This window comes from Brevundimonas sp. FV2ps16, from assembly GCF_058681075.1.
Window position 1 is genome coordinate 2,468,831 of record NZ_CM178728.1, and the last position, 17,185, is coordinate 2,486,015.

Here is a 17,185-nt window from a genome sequence, read left to right on the forward strand (position 1 = left end):
AAATCATGAGCCTCGTCGCCGATCTGTACGCCGCCCAGCCGTTCTGGATCTGGCTGGCTGTCGGGGTCTTGCTGCTGGCCGTGGAGGCCATGTTCTCGACCGAATGGCTGTTATGGCCGGCGGTCGCGGCCGGTCTGGTGGCCGTGATGACGGCGGTCGGGGTGCGGCTCGGCCTGCCGGGCGAGGTGGCGGTCTTCGCCGTCCTGACGGTCATCGCCACCCTCTTGTCGCGACGCCTGATCCAGAAGGCCAATCCGGATGGCGTAGACATCAACGACCGTGACAGTCGACTGATCGACCAACGCGCCCGCGTGGTCGAGGCCTTTGTCGGCGGACGAGGCCGGGTCTTCATCTCCGGCGCCGAATGGCCCGCCGTGATCGAGGGCGAGGCGCCGGACGTGGGCCAGGATGTGGTGGTGCGCGGGATCAGCGGCTCGCTGTTGACGGTCAGTTCAAACTAGCCGCGCCTCAGATCCGCGACGCCGCGATTCGCCAGCTGGTCGGCGCGCTCGTTCAATTCATGGCCGGCGTGACCCTTGACCCAGCGCCATTTGACGTCGTGCTTCAGCCGGGCGGCGTCCAGGCGCTGCCACAGGTCGGCGTTCTTGACCGGCTTCTTGTCGGCGGTCAGCCATCCGCGGGCCTTCCAGCCGCGCATCCATTCGGTGATGCCCTGCATGACGTATTTGCTGTCGGTATGAAGCTCGACCTTGCACGGGCGTTTCAGGGCCTCCAGCGCCATAATGGCGGCCATCAGCTCCATGCGGTTGTTGGTCGTATTGGCCTCGCCGCCCCACAATTCCTTTTCGTGGCCGCCGCCGGCCTGGAGCAGGGCGCCCCAGCCGCCGGGGCCGGGATTGCCCTTGCAGGCGCCGTCGGTGTGGATGATGACGTGATCGGAGAGACTCATGGTCGCGCAGACCTACAGCCTCCCTTGGCGCGGGGCCATCACTGCGCCTATATGCGGGTCGAAGAATAGTGGATGGGATCGATCATCGGTCCCTTCGAGGAGATTATCCAATGGGCGCCATGAGCATCTGGCATTGGGCCATCGTCATCGTCGTGATCGCCCTGCTGTTCGGCGGTCGCGGCAAGCTGTCCGGCATCATGGGCGACGCCGCCAAGGGCATCCGCGCCTTCAAGGACGGCCTGAAGGACGACGACAAGAAGGACGGCCCGCACGACGGCGTCAGCTCGCTGCCGCGCACCGATGCGGAAAAGGAAGAGCTGAAGCGCTAGTCGTCGTCTGTAAGGGCTGACGCATGGGCGGGCTCGGCCCCGGTATCGGGGGTTTCGAATTAGTGGTGATCGGCCTGGTGGCCCTGCTTGTGGTGGGGCCAAAGGACCTGCCTATGCTGATGCGTCGCGTGGGTCAGATGGTCGCCAAGGCGCGGGCCATGGCCAACGAGTTCCGCTCGAGCTTCGACGAGATGGCGCGTCAGTCCGAGCTGGACGACCTGCGCAAGGAGGTCGAGGCGCTGCGGACCGGGCAGGGGGCCATGTATCCCCTGGGCGCCGAGGCGGACGCCGCCTTCAAGGAAATCAATGCGGGCCTGGCCGCGCCGGCGACGTCGGCGGCCTTGCCGGCGCCTGAGGAGCCGGTTGTGACGCCGGCGGCCGATGAATGGCCGGACACGCCGCCCATGGTCGAGCCGCAGGCGGCGGCCGAACCCAAACCGAAGCGCGCCGCGACCAAGACGGCTGGCAAATCTGCTGGCAAGACTGGAGCGAAGACACGCGTACCGGCCAAGGCCAAGCCTGCGGCCGCTTCGGCGTCCGCTGAGGCCAAGACCCCCGCCAAGCCCCGGACCCCGCGCAAGAAGGCCGCCGAGCTTTGACTTTCTCCGATCGTGACGAGGCCGAGATCGAGGCGTCGCGTGCGCCCTTGATGGACCACCTGATCGAGCTGCGCGGACGGTTGCTGGTCTGCGTGATCGCCTTCGCCCTGGGCTTCATCCTGTGCTTCGCCTTCGCCAACCAGATCCAGATCGCCCTGATCAAACCCTATCAGGCGGCGGCGGCCATCCACGCGGCGGCCCTGGCCTCGGGCGGACACGCCAATCCGCTGGAGCTGATCGCGACCATGATGGGGCTGAAACCCTATCCGCCCGGTTCGGCGGCCGTGGTCCAGTTGATCGCCACTGCGCCGCTGGAACAGCTGTTCACCAAGATGAAGATCGCGGCCTTCGGCGCGGCGGTCCTGACCTTCCCGGTCATCGCCTGGCAGCTCTACCGGTTTGTCGCCCCCGGTCTGTACCGGAACGAGCGCGGGGCCTTCCTGCCCTTCCTGATCGCGGCGCCGGTCATGTTCTGCCTGGGCGGGGCGCTGGTCTATTATGTCATGTTGCCCTTCGTCATGCTGTTCTCGCTGGGACAGCAGGTCGTCAGCGACGGGATTTCCGTGGCCCAGACGACGAAGATTTCGGACTATCTGACCCTGGTGACGTCGCTTCTGCTGGCCTTTGGCCTGTGTTTCCAGCTGCCGGTCGTGACGACCCTGCTGGGGCTGGCCGGGTTGATCAATTCCAAGATGATGGCCTCGGGGCGTCGCTACGCCATCGTCGCCGTGGTGGTGGTCGCCGCTGTGGTCACGCCGCCCGATCCGATCAGCCAGCTGATGCTCGCCGTGCCCCTGGTCATCCTCTACGAGGTCTCGATCTGGTGCGTGCGGCTGATCGAACTGCGCCGCAAGAAGACGGACGAGGCGGAGGGCCTGGCCTCGTCCTGAGTTCAGCCGCGCTTCTTGTCCGTGTGATCCACCGGGCAGACGCGCCGCGACCCGGTCTGGCGGAAGGGCGACAATCTGAGCTTGGACTGATGGTCGTCGGGGCCGGCATGGCCCTCGGGGTGCAGGCCGCGATAATAGAGCTTCTGCCACTGATCGGCCGGCGCCGTGGGCTTGGTCCGTTTGACCCAGTCCTGGAAGGCCAGCCGTGACGCCCGCCAGGCGTCGAAGGTCTGCAACATCTCGGGCTGGTCCTCCATCGGCCGCAGCTCGGGCTTCAGCCGGTCCAGCACCCCGCGCGGGGTGGGGAAGAAGAAGCAGAAGGGCTCGTTTTCCTCGAACCGGATCCAGACGTCGGGGCGGGTGAAACGCCAGTTCATGGTGAAGGTATAGGGCGACCAGTCCGTTTCGATCACGCCGCCCATAGGGGCGATCCCGTCCTTCATGGCGTTAGGCGGGCCGCCGACCCACAGGTTCCAGCCTTCCGAAGTGCGCATGATGCCGTCGACGTGGAAGGTCAGGGTTCCGCTGCCGAACAGGGAGACCGGACCCCGCTTGGGGTCCGAGCCGGGGTCCAGCACGATCTCGACCGAACTGGCGTCGACGCCGCCGTGCCAGCGGGCCTTGAAGCCGCAGGGGCTGAGCATCTCCCAGCCATGGGCGTTGGCGATGGCGAGGGGCAGGCAGCGATAGGCGAAACTGTCGGGGGTGTCTGTCATCCAGTCGCGCTTGGGCGAGGCGGGTGCGACGCGTGGGGCCCAGCCCTCGCGCACATAGCAGACCAGTTCGGTTTCAGCCGCGCGAACCGGGGCGCCCTTGGGACGCGCTGGAACAGACCCCTTCAAACGCTTGGTCATTTCTAGTCTCGTATGCCGCCAACCTGGCCCTGTGGAGCGGGCGCTTTGGCTTTAGGACAGCCGCATGTCCAACCCGTGACGGTTACGCGGGGAAAAGAAAAACCCCGGATGACAGACCATCCGGGGCTCTCCTGAAGTCAGACTGCCGGGTCGATCAGCAGCTGTAGTACATGTCGAATTCGACCGGATGCGGGTGCAGTTGCAGGCGCATCACCTCTTCCATCTTCAGCTCGATGTAGCTGTCGATGAAGTCGTCATCCATGACGCCGCCCTTCTTGAGGAAGGCGCGGTCCTTGTCGAGGTTCTCGAGGGCTTCGCGCAGCGAGCCGCAGACCTCGGGGATCGAGCCGCGCTCTTCCGGCGGCAGATCGTACAGGTTCTTGTCGGCGGGCGCGCCCGGATCGATCCGGTTCTCGATCCCGTCCAGGCCGGCCATCAGCAGGGCGACGAAGGTCAGATAGGGGTTGCCCATCGGGTCGGGGAAGCGGGCTTCCAGACGCTTGGCCTTCGGCGACGAGACGTGCGGGATGCGGATCGAGGCCGAACGGTTGCGGGCCGAATAGGCCAGTTTCACCGGGGCTTCATAGCCGGGGACCAGACGCTTGTAGCTGTTGGTGGTCGAGTTGGCGAAGGCGTTGATGGCCTTGGCGTGTTTGATGATGCCGCCGATGTACCACAGGCATTCCTGCGACAGGCCGGCGTATTTGTCGCCGGCGAACTGGGGCTTGCCGTCCTTCCAGATCGACATGTGGACGTGCATGCCCGAGCCGTTGTCCGCGAACATCGGCTTGGCCATGAAGGTCGCCGACTTGCCATAGGCGGCGGCGACGTTGTGGATCACGTACTTATAGAGCTGCAGCCGGTCGGCCATGGTCAGCAGGTCCGAGAACTTCAGACCCAGTTCGTGCTGGGCCGGGGCCACCTCGTGGTGGTGCTTCTCGGGCTGGAGGCCCAGGTCGCGCATGACGCCCAGCATTTCGCCGCGCAGATCCTGGCCGGAATCGACCGGGTTGACCGGGAAATAGCCGCCCTTGGGCCCAGGGCGGTGGCCCATATTGCCTTCGGTGTATTCGGCGCCGGTGTTGGCCGGCAGCTCGGTCGAATCATACGAGTAGGAGGTGTTGTGCGGCTGGGTCGACCAGCGCACGTCGTCGAAGATGAAGAACTCGGCTTCCGGGCCGAAATAGACGATGTCGCCGATGCCCGAGGACTGGACATAGGACAGGGCCTTTTTGGCCATCGAGCGGCTGTCGCGGTTGTAGGGTTCGCCGGTGTCCGGGTTCAGCACGTCGCAGAACAGGAACATGGTCGTCTGCTGATAGAACGGGTCGATGTAGGCCGTGGTCAGGTCCGGCTTCAGCAGCATGTCGGACTCGTTGATGGCCTTCCAGCCGGCGATCGACGAACCGTCGAACATCGTGCCTTCGTTCAGGAAATCCTCATCGACCAGGTCGATGTCGAAGGTGACGTGCTGCAGCTTGCCGCGAGTGTCGGTAAAGCGAACGTCGACGTATTTGACGTCCTTCTCCTTGATCTCCTTGAGGATCTTGCTGGCGCTCATTCTCGGAAGTCCTATTTTTTTGGTCGTTGGGGAGGAACCGAACACGCGACCCATAGGAGCCGAGCGCCGGAGGAGGGTACGCGAACTCAGACGGCCTGGGCTCCGGTCTCGCCGGTGCGAATACGGATCACTTCGGCGACGTCGGACACGAAAATCTTGCCGTCGCCGATCTTGCCGGTGCGGGCCGAGGTCTGAATGGCCTCGACCACGGCGGGCGCGAGATCATCGGCGACGACGACCTCGATCTTGATCTTGGGCAGGAAGTCGATGACGTATTCCGCGCCGCGATACAGTTCGGAATGGCCCTTCTGGCGGCCATATCCCTTGGCCTCCAGCACGGTCATGCCTTGCACGCCGACGTCCTGGAGCGCCTCTTTGACGTCATCCAGCTTGAAAGGCTTGATGATGGCTTCAATCTTCTTCATGGCGACCCCTGAGCGGCGGGCGGAATGCCACGGCGCTCGGGCGGGAATGGGACACATCAAGGCCGTTCAAAGCAAGCGGTTTTCGCAGAAAAGTCACGGATATTCGGAGCCCTGATGATAGAAACCAACGACCCCGCCTTATGGCGCAATTTTCTTCCGTGGCCGGGCGCGGAAACGCACAAGCATGCGCGGGGCCGTCTTGGCGTGGTCTCCGGGCGAACACATCAGACCGGGGCGGCGCGGCTGGCGGCGCGGGCGGGATTGCGGATCGGGGCAGGGGTGGTGCGGATTTTCTGCCCGCCGGATGCGGTCGCCGTGATCGCTCCAGCCATTGAAGCCATCATGCTGACGCCCTTCGCCACTGCAGACGGCCTGGCCCGCGAGGTCGAGGAGATGGACGCCGTCGTGGTGGGACCGGCCGCCGGTCTGGACGAGACGACCGTCAACAATGTCCAGGCCCTGGCCCTGAGCGGCGCAGCCCTGGTGATCGACGCCGACGGGCTGTCGGTGTTCAAGGGGCGGAGCGCCGAACTGTTCGCCGTCCTGGACCGGGACGACGTGCTGACGCCGCACGAGGGGGAGTTCGACCGTCTGTTTCCCGGTCTTCTCCGCAAAGGCCGAACGAGCGCGGCCGTGGAGGCGGCCCGGCGCGCCCAGGCCATCGTCGTGCTGAAAGGCGCGGAAACTGTCATCGCGGCGCCTGACGGCCGCCTGCGCATCAATCGGAACGGCTCGCCTTGGCTGGCGACGGCGGGAACCGGCGATGTCCTGTCCGGCATGATCGGCGGACTGATCGCCCAGAGGATGGACAGTTTCGACGCCGCCTGCGCCGCTGTCTGGATTCACGCCGATGCGGCGGACCGATTTGGGCCGGGCTTGATTGCGGAAGACCTGAGCGAAATCATGCCGCAGTCGCTGAAGGGCCTGCGGTCGGATGGCGAGGGCGCCCTTCGAGATTGATCGCCTTGTCCACGACTTCGTCCGTACGAAAACACTCCTAGGGGTGAACTCTTTCCGAACTTGGCCGTTTCAACACGCTGCTTCCACAATTCACGGAGGGCCCATGTGCGGCCTCAGCGGCGAGATCAATTTCGACGGACGACCAGCCGACGCCGGCGCGGTCCAACGCATGACGGATGCGCTCTCGCCTCGGGGACCGGACGGGTCCGGCATTGTGATGCGCGGCCCGGTGGGGCTGGGGCACCGACGGCTGAAGATCATCGACCTGTCCGAGGCGGCGCAGCAGCCGATGGTGGACGCCGACCTGGGCGTGACTCTGGCCTTCAATGGTTGCATCTACAACTATCCTGAACTCCGCGAAGAGCTGCAGGGACTGGGCTTCCGCTTCTTCTCGCACGGCGACACCGAGGTCATCATCAAGGCCTGGAAGGCCTGGGGCGAGGCCTGCGTCGAGCGGTTCAAGGGCATGTTCGCCTTCGTCCTGCACGAACGCGACACCGGCCGCACCGTGATCGCTCGCGACCGGTTCGGCATCAAGCCGCTGTATCTGGCCGAAAGCGGCAAGCGGCTGAGGTTCGCTTCGACCCTGCCGGCCCTGCTGGCGGCGGGCGACGTGGACAAGACCATCGATCCGGTCGGCCTGCACCACTATATGACGTTCCACGCCGTGGTGCCGCCGCCGCACACCATCCTGAAGGGCGCGAAGAAGTTTCCGCCGGCGACCATCCGGGTAATCGAGGCGGACGGCACGGCCAAGGACCGGCTGTACTGGCAGCCGGACATGACCCGCCATGCCGAGGACGCGGCCCTGACCGCCGAGGACTGGCGCGACCGGGTGCTGGACAGTCTGCGCGAGGCGGTGAAGCGCCGCATGGTCGCCGATGTGCCGGTGGGGGTCCTGCTGTCGGGCGGGGTCGATTCCAGCCTGATCGTCGGCCTGCTGGCCGAGCTGGGCCAGAAGGATCTGATGACCTTCTCGGTCGGCTTCGAAGAGGCCAATGGCGAGAAGGGCGACGAGTTCGTCTATTCCGACCTGATCGCCAAACACTATGGGACCAAACACCACCAGATCTTCGTGCCGCATCAGCGGCTGATGGAGGCCCTGCCGGGAACCATCGGCGCCATGTCGGAGCCGATGGTCAGCTACGACAATGTCGGCTTCTATCTGTTGAGCCAGGAAGTCTCGAAACATATCAAGGTGGTGCAGTCGGGCCAGGGGGCGGACGAGGTCTTCGCCGGCTATCACTGGTACCCGCCGATGCTGCAGACGACCGACCCGGTCGAGACCTACGCCAAGGCCTTCTTCGACCGCAGCCATGCGACGCTGAAGACCCAGCTGAACGGCGCCTATATGGCCGACACCGACGTCAGCCGCGCCCTGGTCGAGGCCCATTTCGCGCAAGGCCGGGCGGCCACGCCGGTCGATCAGGCCCTGCGCCTGGATAGCCAGGTGATGCTGGTCGATGATCCGGTGAAGCGGGTCGATAATATGACGATGGCCTGGGGGCTGGAGGCGCGCGTGCCCTTCCTCGACCACGAACTGGTCGAGCTGGCCGGCCGAATTCCGTCCGAGCACAAGCTGGCCCAGGGCGGCAAGGGGGTGCTGAAGGAGGCGGCGCGTCTGGTGATCCCGTCCGAGGTGATAGACCGCAAGAAGGGCTATTTCCCCGTCCCCGCGCTGAAATACATCCAGGGCCCCTATCTGGAGATGGTGCGCGAGGCCCTGACCAATTCGGCCGCCCGCGACCGGGGCCTGTTCGACAGGGCCTATCTGGACACACTGTTCGCCAATCCGACCGAACATATCACGCCGCTGCGCGGGTCGGAGCTGTGGCAGGTCGCCGTGCTCGAGATGTGGATGCAACAGCATGGCGTCTGACGTTCGACCCGAACGGTCCAAGGCGCACCGGCTGAAGCGGCTGCGGCACGAAGGCCTCAAGCCGCCGGTGCGGACGGGAGAGGGGCCCAGCCCCAACGCCGTGCTGGACTGCGGCTGGGGGCGGCTGCTGTTCGCCCAGACCTTCGAGACGGCCGAGCCCCTGGTGGACGCCCTGCGCGCCGAGGGGCCGGATCGTCGCGACATCGCCTTCTATGTCCGCAATCCGCACGTGCTGCTGGCCTCGGCGCCGCAGGAGCTGTTCCTGGATCCGTCGCATACCTATCGGCTGGAACTGGCCACCTATCGCGCCGGGCGTCGCCAGCCGAGGGGCTTCACCGTCCGCCGCATGACGTCCGAGATGGACGCCCAGACGGTCAACGACATCTACGCCAAGCGCAAGATGGTGCCGGTCCCGCCGGACTTCTTCTGGTCGCACCGCGACGACCGGACCCTGACCTATTTCGTCGCCGAGGATACGACGACCGGGGCGGTGATCGGCACGGTGACCGGGGTCAATCACGCGCGCGCCTTCGACGATCCCGAATGCGGTTCGTCGCTGTGGTGTCTGGCGGTCGATCCCCAGGCGACCCAGCCGGGCGTCGGCGAGGCCCTGGTCCGGCGCCTGGCCGAGCATTTCAAGACGCAAGGCCTGGCCCACATGGACCTGTCGGTCATGCACGACAACGACCAGGCCATCGCCCTGTACGAGAAGCTGGGGTTTCGCCGCGTGTCCTTCTTCGGGGTCAAGCGCAAGAACCCGATCAACGAGGCCCTGTTCGTCGGTCCGACCGACGACCACGACCTGAACCCCTATGCCCGGATCATCGTCAACGAGGCGCGGCGGCGCGGCATCCATACCGAGATCATCGACGCCGAGGGCGGGCTGTTTCGCCTCAACTGGGGCGGCCGGTCGGTGCGGTGCCGCGAGAGCCTGTCGGAACTGACCTCGGCCGTGGCGCTCAGCATCTGCGACGACAAGCGGATGACGCGGCGCATCGTCGAGGGCGCCGGGGTCCGCGTGCCCGAGCGGATCGACCCGGACGACCTGTCCGCCATCGACGCGGCGCTGGAGACCTATGGCGCCCTGGTGGTGAAGCCGGCGCGGGGCGAGCAAGGCCAGGGGGTCGCGGTCGGCCTGAAGACCATGAGGGAAGTGCAGACGGCCCTGACTCGCGCGCGCCGCATCTGTTCCGAGGTGCTGATCGAGGAACAGGTCCAGGGCGAGGATCTGCGTCTGGTGGTGATCGACTACAAGGTCGTGGCCTGCGCCCTGCGTCGGCCGCCCCGCGTCGTCGGCGACGGTCGCTCGACCCTGCGCGCCCTGATCGAGCATCAGAGCCGCCGTCGCGCCGCCGCCACCGGCGGGGAATCGACCATTCCCGTGGACGAAGAGACCGAGCGAACCCTGGCCGAGGCCGGCTATCGGCTGGACGATGTGGCCCCGGACGGCGCCGAGGTGCTGGTGCGCAAGGCGGCCAATCTGCACCTGGGCGGCACCATCCATGATGTGACGGAGGAGGTGCATCCGACCCTGATCCGCGCCGCCGTCGCCGCCGCCCGCGCCATCGACATCCCCGTCACCGGCATCGACCTGATGGTGAAGTCGCCGCGCGAGCCCGACTACGCCTTCATCGAGGCCAACGAACGCCCCGGCCTGGCCAATCACGAACCACAGCCGACGGCCGAGCGTTTCGTCGACCTGCTGTTTCCCCTGTCCGCCCCGACCTCGGCGCGCGCCGTGGTCCGGGCCGACGTCTGAAGGAGGCCCCTTGGCCCGTCCTGCGATAGACCTAGACTACCTCAAGGCCCGTCTCGCCGACCTGCTGAACACGCCCAGCCCCACCGGCTATACCGACGAGGCGGTCTGGCTCCTGTGCCGGGAGTTGGGGCGTCTGGGCCTGGAGTATGAGCTGACCCGGCGCGGCGCCATTCGCGCCCGCCTGCCCGGCCGCACGCCCAAGCCCGCCCGCGCCGTCGTCGCCCACGTCGACACCCTGGGCGCCCAGGTCAAACAGGTGAAGGACAACGGCCGGCTGGAGCTGGTGGCCATCGGTCACTGGTCGTCGCGCTTCGCCGAGGGTGCGCGGGCCACGATCTTTTCCGAGGGCGGCGCCTGGCGCGGGACCATCCTGCCGCTGAAGGCCTCGGGCCACACCTTCAACGAGGAGGTGGACACCCAGCCGGTCAGCTGGCGCCAGATCGAGCTGCGCATCGACGCCGTGACCCACGGGCGCGACGACACCCTGGCCCTGGGCGTCGACGTCGGCGACATCGTCGCCATCGACCCCCAACCGGAGTTCATGGACACCGGCTTCATCGTCTCGCGCCATCTGGACGACAAGGCGGGCGTCGCCACCCTGCTGGCCGCCCTGGAATGCATGATCCGGGAGGAGCGCACCCCGACGGTCGATACCTGGTGGCTGTTCACCATCGCCGAAGAGGTCGGCCTGGGCGCCTCGTCCGTGCTGATCCCCGACGTGGCGGCCATGGTCACGGTCGACAACGGCACGACCGCGCCGGGCCAGAACTCGTCCGAGTTCGGCGTCACCATCGCCATGGCCGACCAGACCGGCCCGTTCGACTGGCACCTGACGCGCAAACTGGTCCAGCTGGCCCGCGACCACGAGATTCCGCACCAGAAGGACGTCTTCCGCTACTACCGCTCGGACTCGGCCTCGGCCCTGGAATCGGGCGCCGACATCCGGACGGCCCTGGTCACCTTCGGCGTCGACGCCAGCCACGGCTATGAACGGATCCACGAAAGCGCGCTGGCGGATCTGACGCGCCTGCTGATCGCCTATGCCGAAAGCGAGGTCGAGATCGGCCGCGACGCCAAGCCGCTGAGCGACGTCAAGGGCTTCACCCACCAACCGCTCGATGAGGACCACGATTGATCGCTCGCACGTAGACCAAAGCGATCACTCCGAAGGGGCTTCCAGTTGCCTGGCGCTGCGACGAACCAGACCGCCGATTGTCGCGCCCTGAGCGAGGACGGAGAAGAGGACGACCATATAGGTCGCGGCCAGGATGACGTCCTTCATCGGCCCGGCCGGCAAGGAGAGGGCCAACGCAATGGAGATGCCGCCGCGTAGGCCGCCCCAGGTCATGACCGGAAAAGCCAGCCGTATCGGGAGAAGGCGTCGCCAGAAGAGCAAGGGAGCGCCCACGGACACGGCGCGCGCGATCAGCACCAGGGGAATGGTCAGCAGACCCAGGCCGAGCAAGCCGATACGGTCCGCCAGGACGACGGCTTCCAGTCCGATCAGAAGGAACAGAACGGCGTTGAGGATTTCGTCGATCAAGGCCCAGAACTTCAGCACATAGTCCTTGGTGGTGTCGCTCATGGCGTAGCTGACGCCTTGATTGCCGACGATCAGGCCGGCCACGGCCATGGCCACAGGCCCGCTGACGTGAAGCGCCAGGGCGACGGCGTAGCCGCCCATGACGGTCGCCAGGGTGATCATGACCTCCACCGAATAGTCGTCGATCATCTTCATGGATCGGTAGGCCACCCAACCGACGACGGCGCCGAGCACCGCCCCGCCCAGGGCTTCCACCAGGAACAGCTCGCCCGCATGCGGAATTGAAAAGGCCTCGCCGCCGACCGCGCTCGCCAGAAGGATCGAGAAGACCACGACGCCGACGCCGTCGTTGAACAGGCTCTCGCCCGCGATCGTGGCCTGAAGGGTCGGAGGGATCTTCGCGGTCTTCAACACGCCCATGACGGCGACCGGGTCCGTCGGGCTGATCAGGGCGCCGAACACGAAACACCAGATCAGCGGCGCATCAATGCCCACAAGGCTGGTGAGCGCCTTCAGGCCGAAACCGACGATCAGGGTCGAGGCCGCTACGCCGATGGTGCTCAGAATGGCGATCTGCCATCGCCCGCGCCGAAGGTGCTCGATGTCGACATGGAGGGCGCCGGCGAACAGCAGGAAGGACAGCATGCCGTTCATCAGGGTGTCGTGGAAATTGATGTCCTCGAGAAACCGGCTCACCTCCGCCGAGACGTTGCTGTCCTGGAAGAGGGCGTCGACGCCGATGACGGCGAGCGAGGCCACCGCCCCCATCAGCGTCATCGCGACCGTGCCGGGAAGCCGGAAATAGCGGTGATTGATCCAGCCCAGAACGGCGCTGAGCACGATCAGGATCGCGGCTGCGTCAAAAGGAGAGAGGTGGATGGGCGTCATGGCGTCCGCGTGATGTGAATTTAGGCCGGCCTTAGCGCGACAGATGACCTTTGGACGCAACTCCCGTCCACCGTGGTGGTTTGTCTGCCATGTCCTCTAATTCACTTCCAGAAGCTCTGTTCGACGGCTGGTTCGGCATAGTGAGGATATTGATCATCGCGCCGGCCGCCTATGCCGCACTGGTGCTGGTTCTGCGGGTGTCGGGCAAACGAACGCTATCGAAGTTGAACGCGTTCGACCTGGTTGTCACGGTCGCCATCGGCTCCACCCTCGCGTCGATCATCACGAACAGGTCGCTCGCGCTGGTCGAAGGCCTGATCGCGCTCTTGGCGCTGGTGGTCATGCAATTGGTCGTCACCGCCGCCTCCGTCCGGTTCAAGCGGATCGACCGACTGGTCAAGGCCGAGCCGACGCTTCTTTTGCGAGACGGGGAGTTGTTGCGGGGGGCGATGAGACGACAGCGTGTCACCGAGGGGGAGATCCTGGCTGCGGCGCGATCGGCCGGGGTTTTGCGTCTTGACCAGCTGCAGGCCGTATTCCTGGAAACCGACGGGTCTCTGACGGCCTTGCCGCAGTCAGGCTGACATCATCGCTGATCCGTCTTGCGGGTGTCCAGCAGCTCGGCCCTGCGCCAGGGCCAGCAGCCTTCGATTTCGGTCTCCAGGGCAAAGCTCAGGAACGTCCGGATCAGGATCACCAGGCCGAGCATGCCGACGGTCTCCAGGGTCAGCGGCGCCGTAATCGTGCTGATGATGTCGGCGCCGACGAGAAACTCCAGTCCGAGAAGAATGCCGCGCCCGAGGTTGGCGCGGTAGTTGGTGTAGGCGTCGCGCCAGCTGCGATCCCGCGCGCCTTTCAGGCAGAAAAGGATGGTCGCCAGCCCCACGCCGCCGACGATGATGCCGGCGCCGACCAGCTCCAGCAGGATGGCAAAGGGCTGGATGAAGGCGTGGACGTCGCTCAGCATATTCAGCCTGTCCGCCAGAGGTGCAGGTGATCAAGCACATCCGCGACGATCTGCTCACGGGTGAAGCCGGTCAGGTCGCGGGGCCGCCCGGCGCCGTCGGAGCGGGCGGACAATCGCCATTCCATCGCGCGGCGTCGTTCCGGGGCGTCCAGCGCCGTCATGGCGGGGCGCGGGCGCTCGCGTGCTACGAGCCTGTAGTGGAAGGCGGGACCTGCGCCGGTTGAGGTGGTCAGGGACAGGCCGCTTTCGTCGCGCGTGACCTCCGCCTCCAGCCCTTCGGACAGCAGGCCCGCCCTGACGGTTTCGAGCGCGGGCGCGCCGACCTGTTCGATCTGACGTTCGATATCGCGTCGGTTGGCCGGCGACAGGATCCGCTTGAGCTGTTCAGCCAGGGGCGGACCTTCCGTTTCGACGGCTCGGCCGGCGAGGTCGGCGTTCATCTGTCGGACCAGGCCGGCGGCCAGTAGGATCATGATGACCGCAAAGGGCAGGGCCGCAACCAGGGTCGCCGCCTGCAGGGCCCCGAGCCCGCCGGCGAGCAGCAGCAAGGCCGCGGCCAGCCCCTCGAGCGAACACCAGTAGACCCGCTGCCAGCGCGGGGTGTCGTCCGCTCCGCCTGAGGCGATGGTGTCGATCACCAGAGACCCCGAATCCGCCGAGGTGACGAAGAAGACCGCCACGAGCAGGACGGCGAGGGTCGAGGTGACGGCTGCGCCCGGAAGCTCCTCGAAGAAGCGGAAGAGGGCGGTCGACAGGTCCGCCGTCACCGCCTCCGAAATCGCGCCCGCCGCCACGCCCATGTCCAGATTGATCGCGGTATTCCCGAAAACCGTCATCCACAGGAAGGTGAAGCCGGTGGGGACCAGCAGCACGCCGATGACGAATTCGCGCACGGTCCGCCCGCGTGAAATCCGGGCGATGAACATGCCCACGAACGGCGACCAGGCGATCCACCACGCCCAGTAGAACAGCGTCCAGTTCGCCATCCAGCCGCGTGGCTCGTAGGCGTAGAGATTGAAGGTCCGGACGAAGAAATGGTCCATATACAGGCCGAAATTCTGCACCAGCGCCTTCAGCAGGAAACCGGTCGGCCCGACCGCCAGGACGAACAGCATGAGGAGCACGGCCAGAACCAGGTTCAGCTCCGACAACCGCCGAACCCCCTTGTCCAGCCCGGTCAGGACCGACGCGGTCGCCCCGGCCATCACCAGCGCGATCAGTCCGACCTGCATCCAGGGCGTATTGGGCAGGCCGGTCAGATAGTTCAGCCCGCTGTTGATCTGCGAGACGCCCAGGCCCAGCGAGGTGGCGATCCCGAACAGGGTGCCGCAGATGGCGAAGATGTCCACCGCATCGCCGATCGGCCCATTGATCCGCTTGCCCAGAAGCGGCGCCAGACCGGACCGCAGGGTCAGGGGCAGGCCTTTGCGGTGCGCGAAATAGGCCAGGCTCAAGCCCACCAGCGCATAGATGGCCCAGGCGTGAACCCCCCAGTGGGTGAAGGTGATGACCATCGCCTCGCGCGCCGCGCCGAAGGTCTGAGGCTGAGCCTCGGGCGGGCTGGCGTAATGCTGGATCGGTTCGGCCACCGCGAAATACATCAGGCCGATGCCCATGCCAGCCGCGAACAGCATCGCCAGCCAAGAAAGGTAGGGGAAGTCGGGCTCGGAATCGTCCGGCCCCAGCTTCAAAGCCCCGGTCGGGCCGAGGGCCAGAAACAGCACCAGCGCCAGAAATCCGGCCACCGAGGCGATATAGAACCACCCGAAAGTATCGATCACCCAGGCTTGTGCGGCCTGGAACATCCGGTCGGATTCGCCGGGCGCGGCAACAGCGGCGGCCAGCAGGATCGTCACGATCAGACTGGCGCCCCAGAAGACTCGTGGGTTCATCTTGGATCTGAGCATGGACCTATAGCGTGACAGTTGGCGCAAGGTTGCGACCGCCTTGGCCCGGCGGTGACGGCGCTCGCGGTCCTGGGCGTTCGGACCACAGCTATATTCCCAGCTGCCCGAAAAAGCGGCGTGGTGCCTTCCCCAACGATTGCCCGGCTTTCGGCGGCGCTCAACGCGCTATCGCTTGCCTCCGCCGTCAAGCCAGCTCCATAAACGCTAAGGGGGCTTCATGTTCAATCGCCGACAAATTCTCTCCGCGTCCGCAGCGGCGGTTGCGCTTCCTGGCGCCGCAGCCTGCGCCACAATGCCCGCAGTGGCCTCACCCGCAGGATTCGTGCGGCGCGAAGGCGCGTCCTTCACAGTGAACGGCAAGCCCTATCGCTACGCGGGCGCCAACGCCTGGTACCTGCCTTGGCTGGGCGCTGCGGCCGACTACGGCGACAACGCTCGGCTGGGACGCGAGCTTGATCGTTTGAAGGCGGACGGGGTGACGAACATCCGGGTCTCCGCCTCAGCCGAACTGTCCCCGCTGAGAAATTCGGTGCGTCCGGCCTTCCGCGATCGGGGAACGGATTACAACGAGACGCTGTTGGCGGGCCTGGACCGGACCCTGGCCGAGATGGCCAGGCGCGACATGAAGGCGGTTCTATATCTGACCAACTTCTGGGAGTGGTCAGGCGGGATGATGACCTACCTGCACTGGGTCAACGGCGGTGGCTATATCAATATGAACGATCCGGCCCATCCCTGGCCGGCATTCGCCGACATGAACGCCGACTTCTATCGCAGCCCAGAAGCGGTGGCCCTCTATCATCATTATATCCGCGCCGTCGTCGGTCGCACCAATACGGTGACGGGCCGCGCCTATCGCGACGATCCGACGATCATGAGCTGGCAGCTGGCGAACGAGCCCCGCGCAGCAGGCGATGCGGAAAAAGTGCGCCAGAACCAGCCGGCCTTCCTGACCTGGGTCAACAGCACTGCGAGCCTGATCAAGTCCGTCGCCCCCAACCAGTTGGTTTCGACCGGTAGCGAGGGGCTGAAGGGTTCGGGAGAGCAAGCCGACATCGTCGTCGACACCCACCTTTCGGCTGATATTGACTATGTGACGGCTCATATCTGGCCCGGCAACTGGGGCTGGCTGGATCGGCAAAACATGGCCGGGACCCACGCCAACGCCAAGGCGCAGACGGCCGACTACATCGCCCAGCATGTCGACATCGCGCGCGGCCTGAACAAGCCGCTGGTGATCGAAGAGTTTGGATATCCCCGCGACGGCGACCTGTATGATCCATCCGTTCCTACGACCATGCGGGACGACTTCTACGAGACGATCTACCAGGCGGCGCTGAACGATGCGCGCGCCGGCGGGCCGATCGCGGGCACCAACTTCTGGGCCTGGAACGGCGAGGGCCGCGCGGCTCACCGCGACCATCGTTTCAAGGCCGGCGACACGGCCTGGCTGGGGGATCCGCCGCATGAGCCGCAGGGTTGGTATGGCGTGTTCGACACCGACGCCTCCACCCGTGCGCGTATTCGGATGCACGCCTCCGCCATGCGCGCATTCACCGTCTGATGATCACCTCCTCGGACAGATGGTCGATGGCGCAAACGGCAGGGGGGACGAGTAAGTCATATGCCCCTGCCTTGGGTGGACGCCGGTCAAGCTTGGACGTATGGCGCGCAGATGCTGGCGAGGGAGTGGCGAATGGACAGGGTGAAAAAT

Annotated in this window: 17 protein-coding genes; 10 read left to right on the forward strand and 7 right to left on the reverse strand. The window is 65.9% G+C overall.

All coding sequences use genetic code 11. The features are described 5' to 3' along the window. Positions 1 to 5 precede the first annotated feature (5 nt). Positions 6 to 461, forward strand: a complete 456-nt coding sequence (locus tag ACW170_RS11945; RefSeq protein WP_492086884.1) for an NfeD family protein — start codon at positions 6 to 8, stop codon at positions 459 to 461. On the opposite strand, the gene rnhA is transcribed toward ACW170_RS11945, so the two are convergent. Further along, positions 458 to 910, reverse strand: a complete 453-nt coding sequence (gene rnhA / locus ACW170_RS11950) for a ribonuclease HI (RefSeq protein ID WP_492086885.1) — start codon at positions 908 to 910, stop codon at positions 458 to 460. The two genes, ACW170_RS11945 and rnhA, sit on opposite strands and share 4 nt — an antisense overlap. 110 nt (positions 911 to 1,020) lie before the next feature. On the opposite strand from rnhA, the gene ACW170_RS11955 reads away from it, so the two are divergent. Genes ACW170_RS11955 through tatC form a run of 3 tightly spaced genes read left to right on the forward strand, consistent with a single transcriptional unit; the run spans position 1,021 to position 2,728 of the window. Then, a complete protein-coding gene (locus tag ACW170_RS11955) occupies positions 1,021 to 1,239 on the forward strand; it encodes a twin-arginine translocase TatA/TatE family subunit (protein ID WP_492086886.1) in 219 nt (72 codons plus the stop codon). Between the two features lie 23 nt (positions 1,240 to 1,262). Next, positions 1,263 to 1,838 carry a Sec-independent protein translocase protein TatB gene (gene tatB, locus ACW170_RS11960; protein WP_492086887.1) on the forward strand — a complete coding sequence of 192 codons (576 nt, stop codon included), beginning with the start codon at positions 1,263 to 1,265 and terminating at the stop codon, positions 1,836 to 1,838. Then, on the forward strand, positions 1,835 to 2,728 hold the full coding sequence (gene tatC / locus ACW170_RS11965) for a twin-arginine translocase subunit TatC (RefSeq protein ID WP_492086888.1): 894 nt from the start codon (positions 1,835 to 1,837) through the stop codon (positions 2,726 to 2,728). The genes tatB and tatC overlap by 4 nt, the downstream gene beginning before the upstream one ends. Positions 2,729 to 2,730: 2 nt before the next feature. On the opposite strand, the gene ACW170_RS11970 is transcribed toward tatC, so the two are convergent. The 3 genes from ACW170_RS11970 to ACW170_RS11980 form a co-directional block, all read right to left on the reverse strand. Then, on the reverse strand, positions 2,731 to 3,582 hold the full coding sequence (locus ACW170_RS11970) for a DUF6065 family protein (protein WP_492086889.1): 852 nt from the start codon (positions 3,580 to 3,582) through the stop codon (positions 2,731 to 2,733). Positions 3,583 to 3,736: 154 nt separating this feature from the next. After that, positions 3,737 to 5,143: a type I glutamate--ammonia ligase gene (glnA, locus tag ACW170_RS11975; protein WP_492025479.1), complete on the reverse strand. Its 1,407-nt coding sequence runs from the start codon at positions 5,141 to 5,143 to the stop codon at positions 3,737 to 3,739. Between the two features lie 86 nt (positions 5,144 to 5,229). After that, positions 5,230 to 5,568, reverse strand: a complete 339-nt coding sequence (locus ACW170_RS11980) for a P-II family nitrogen regulator (protein WP_008261682.1) — start codon at positions 5,566 to 5,568, stop codon at positions 5,230 to 5,232. Between the two features lie 114 nt (positions 5,569 to 5,682). Between ACW170_RS11980 and ACW170_RS11985 the strand changes: the two genes are divergently transcribed. The 4 genes from ACW170_RS11985 to ACW170_RS12000 all read left to right on the forward strand — a co-directional run bounded on the left by ACW170_RS11985 (position 5,683) and on the right by ACW170_RS12000 (position 11,301). After that, entirely contained in the window at positions 5,683 to 6,528 is an 846-nt protein-coding gene (locus ACW170_RS11985) for an NAD(P)H-hydrate dehydratase (RefSeq protein WP_492086890.1), read from the forward strand. 103 nt (positions 6,529 to 6,631) lie between these two features. Next, complete coding sequence (locus tag ACW170_RS11990) at positions 6,632 to 8,407, forward strand: N-acetylglutaminylglutamine amidotransferase (RefSeq protein ID WP_492086891.1); 1,776 nt, start codon at positions 6,632 to 6,634, stop codon at positions 8,405 to 8,407. Next, positions 8,397 to 10,166, forward strand: a complete 1,770-nt coding sequence (gene ngg, locus ACW170_RS11995; RefSeq protein ID WP_492086892.1) for an N-acetylglutaminylglutamine synthetase — start codon at positions 8,397 to 8,399, stop codon at positions 10,164 to 10,166. Before ACW170_RS11990 ends, ngg begins: the two co-directional genes overlap by 11 nt. A gap of 10 nt (positions 10,167 to 10,176) precedes the next feature. Continuing rightward, the gene (locus ACW170_RS12000) at positions 10,177 to 11,301 is read left to right on the forward strand and encodes an osmoprotectant NAGGN system M42 family peptidase (RefSeq protein WP_492086893.1); all 1,125 of its coding nucleotides are present in this window, start codon (positions 10,177 to 10,179) and stop codon (positions 11,299 to 11,301) included. 24 nt (positions 11,302 to 11,325) lie between these two features. Here the strand turns inward: ACW170_RS12000 and ACW170_RS12005 are convergent, their stop codons facing one another. Then, positions 11,326 to 12,597, reverse strand: coding sequence for a cation:proton antiporter (locus tag ACW170_RS12005; protein WP_492086894.1), 1,272 nt, complete (start codon positions 12,595 to 12,597; stop codon positions 11,326 to 11,328). 140 nt (positions 12,598 to 12,737) lie between these two features. Here ACW170_RS12005 and ACW170_RS12010 point away from each other — a divergent pair, with 140 nt between their 5' ends. Then, entirely contained in the window at positions 12,738 to 13,181 is a 444-nt protein-coding gene (locus ACW170_RS12010) for a DUF421 domain-containing protein (protein WP_492089175.1), read from the forward strand. A 2-nt stretch (positions 13,182 to 13,183) separates the two neighbouring features. On the opposite strand, the gene ACW170_RS12015 is transcribed toward ACW170_RS12010, so the two are convergent. Both ACW170_RS12015 and ACW170_RS12020 read right to left on the reverse strand, forming a co-directional pair. Further along, positions 13,184 to 13,564: a DUF1622 domain-containing protein gene (locus ACW170_RS12015; RefSeq protein ID WP_492086895.1), complete on the reverse strand. Its 381-nt coding sequence runs from the start codon at positions 13,562 to 13,564 to the stop codon at positions 13,184 to 13,186. 2 nt (positions 13,565 to 13,566) lie between these two features. Next, complete coding sequence (locus ACW170_RS12020) at positions 13,567 to 15,456, reverse strand: BCCT family transporter (RefSeq protein ID WP_492086896.1); 1,890 nt, start codon at positions 15,454 to 15,456, stop codon at positions 13,567 to 13,569. A 337-nt stretch (positions 15,457 to 15,793) separates the two neighbouring features. Here ACW170_RS12020 and ACW170_RS12025 point away from each other — a divergent pair, with 337 nt between their 5' ends. Beyond that, positions 15,794 to 17,035, forward strand: a complete 1,242-nt coding sequence (locus ACW170_RS12025; protein WP_492086897.1) for a glycoside hydrolase 5 family protein — start codon at positions 15,794 to 15,796, stop codon at positions 17,033 to 17,035. Positions 17,036 to 17,185: the final 150 nt, after the last annotated feature.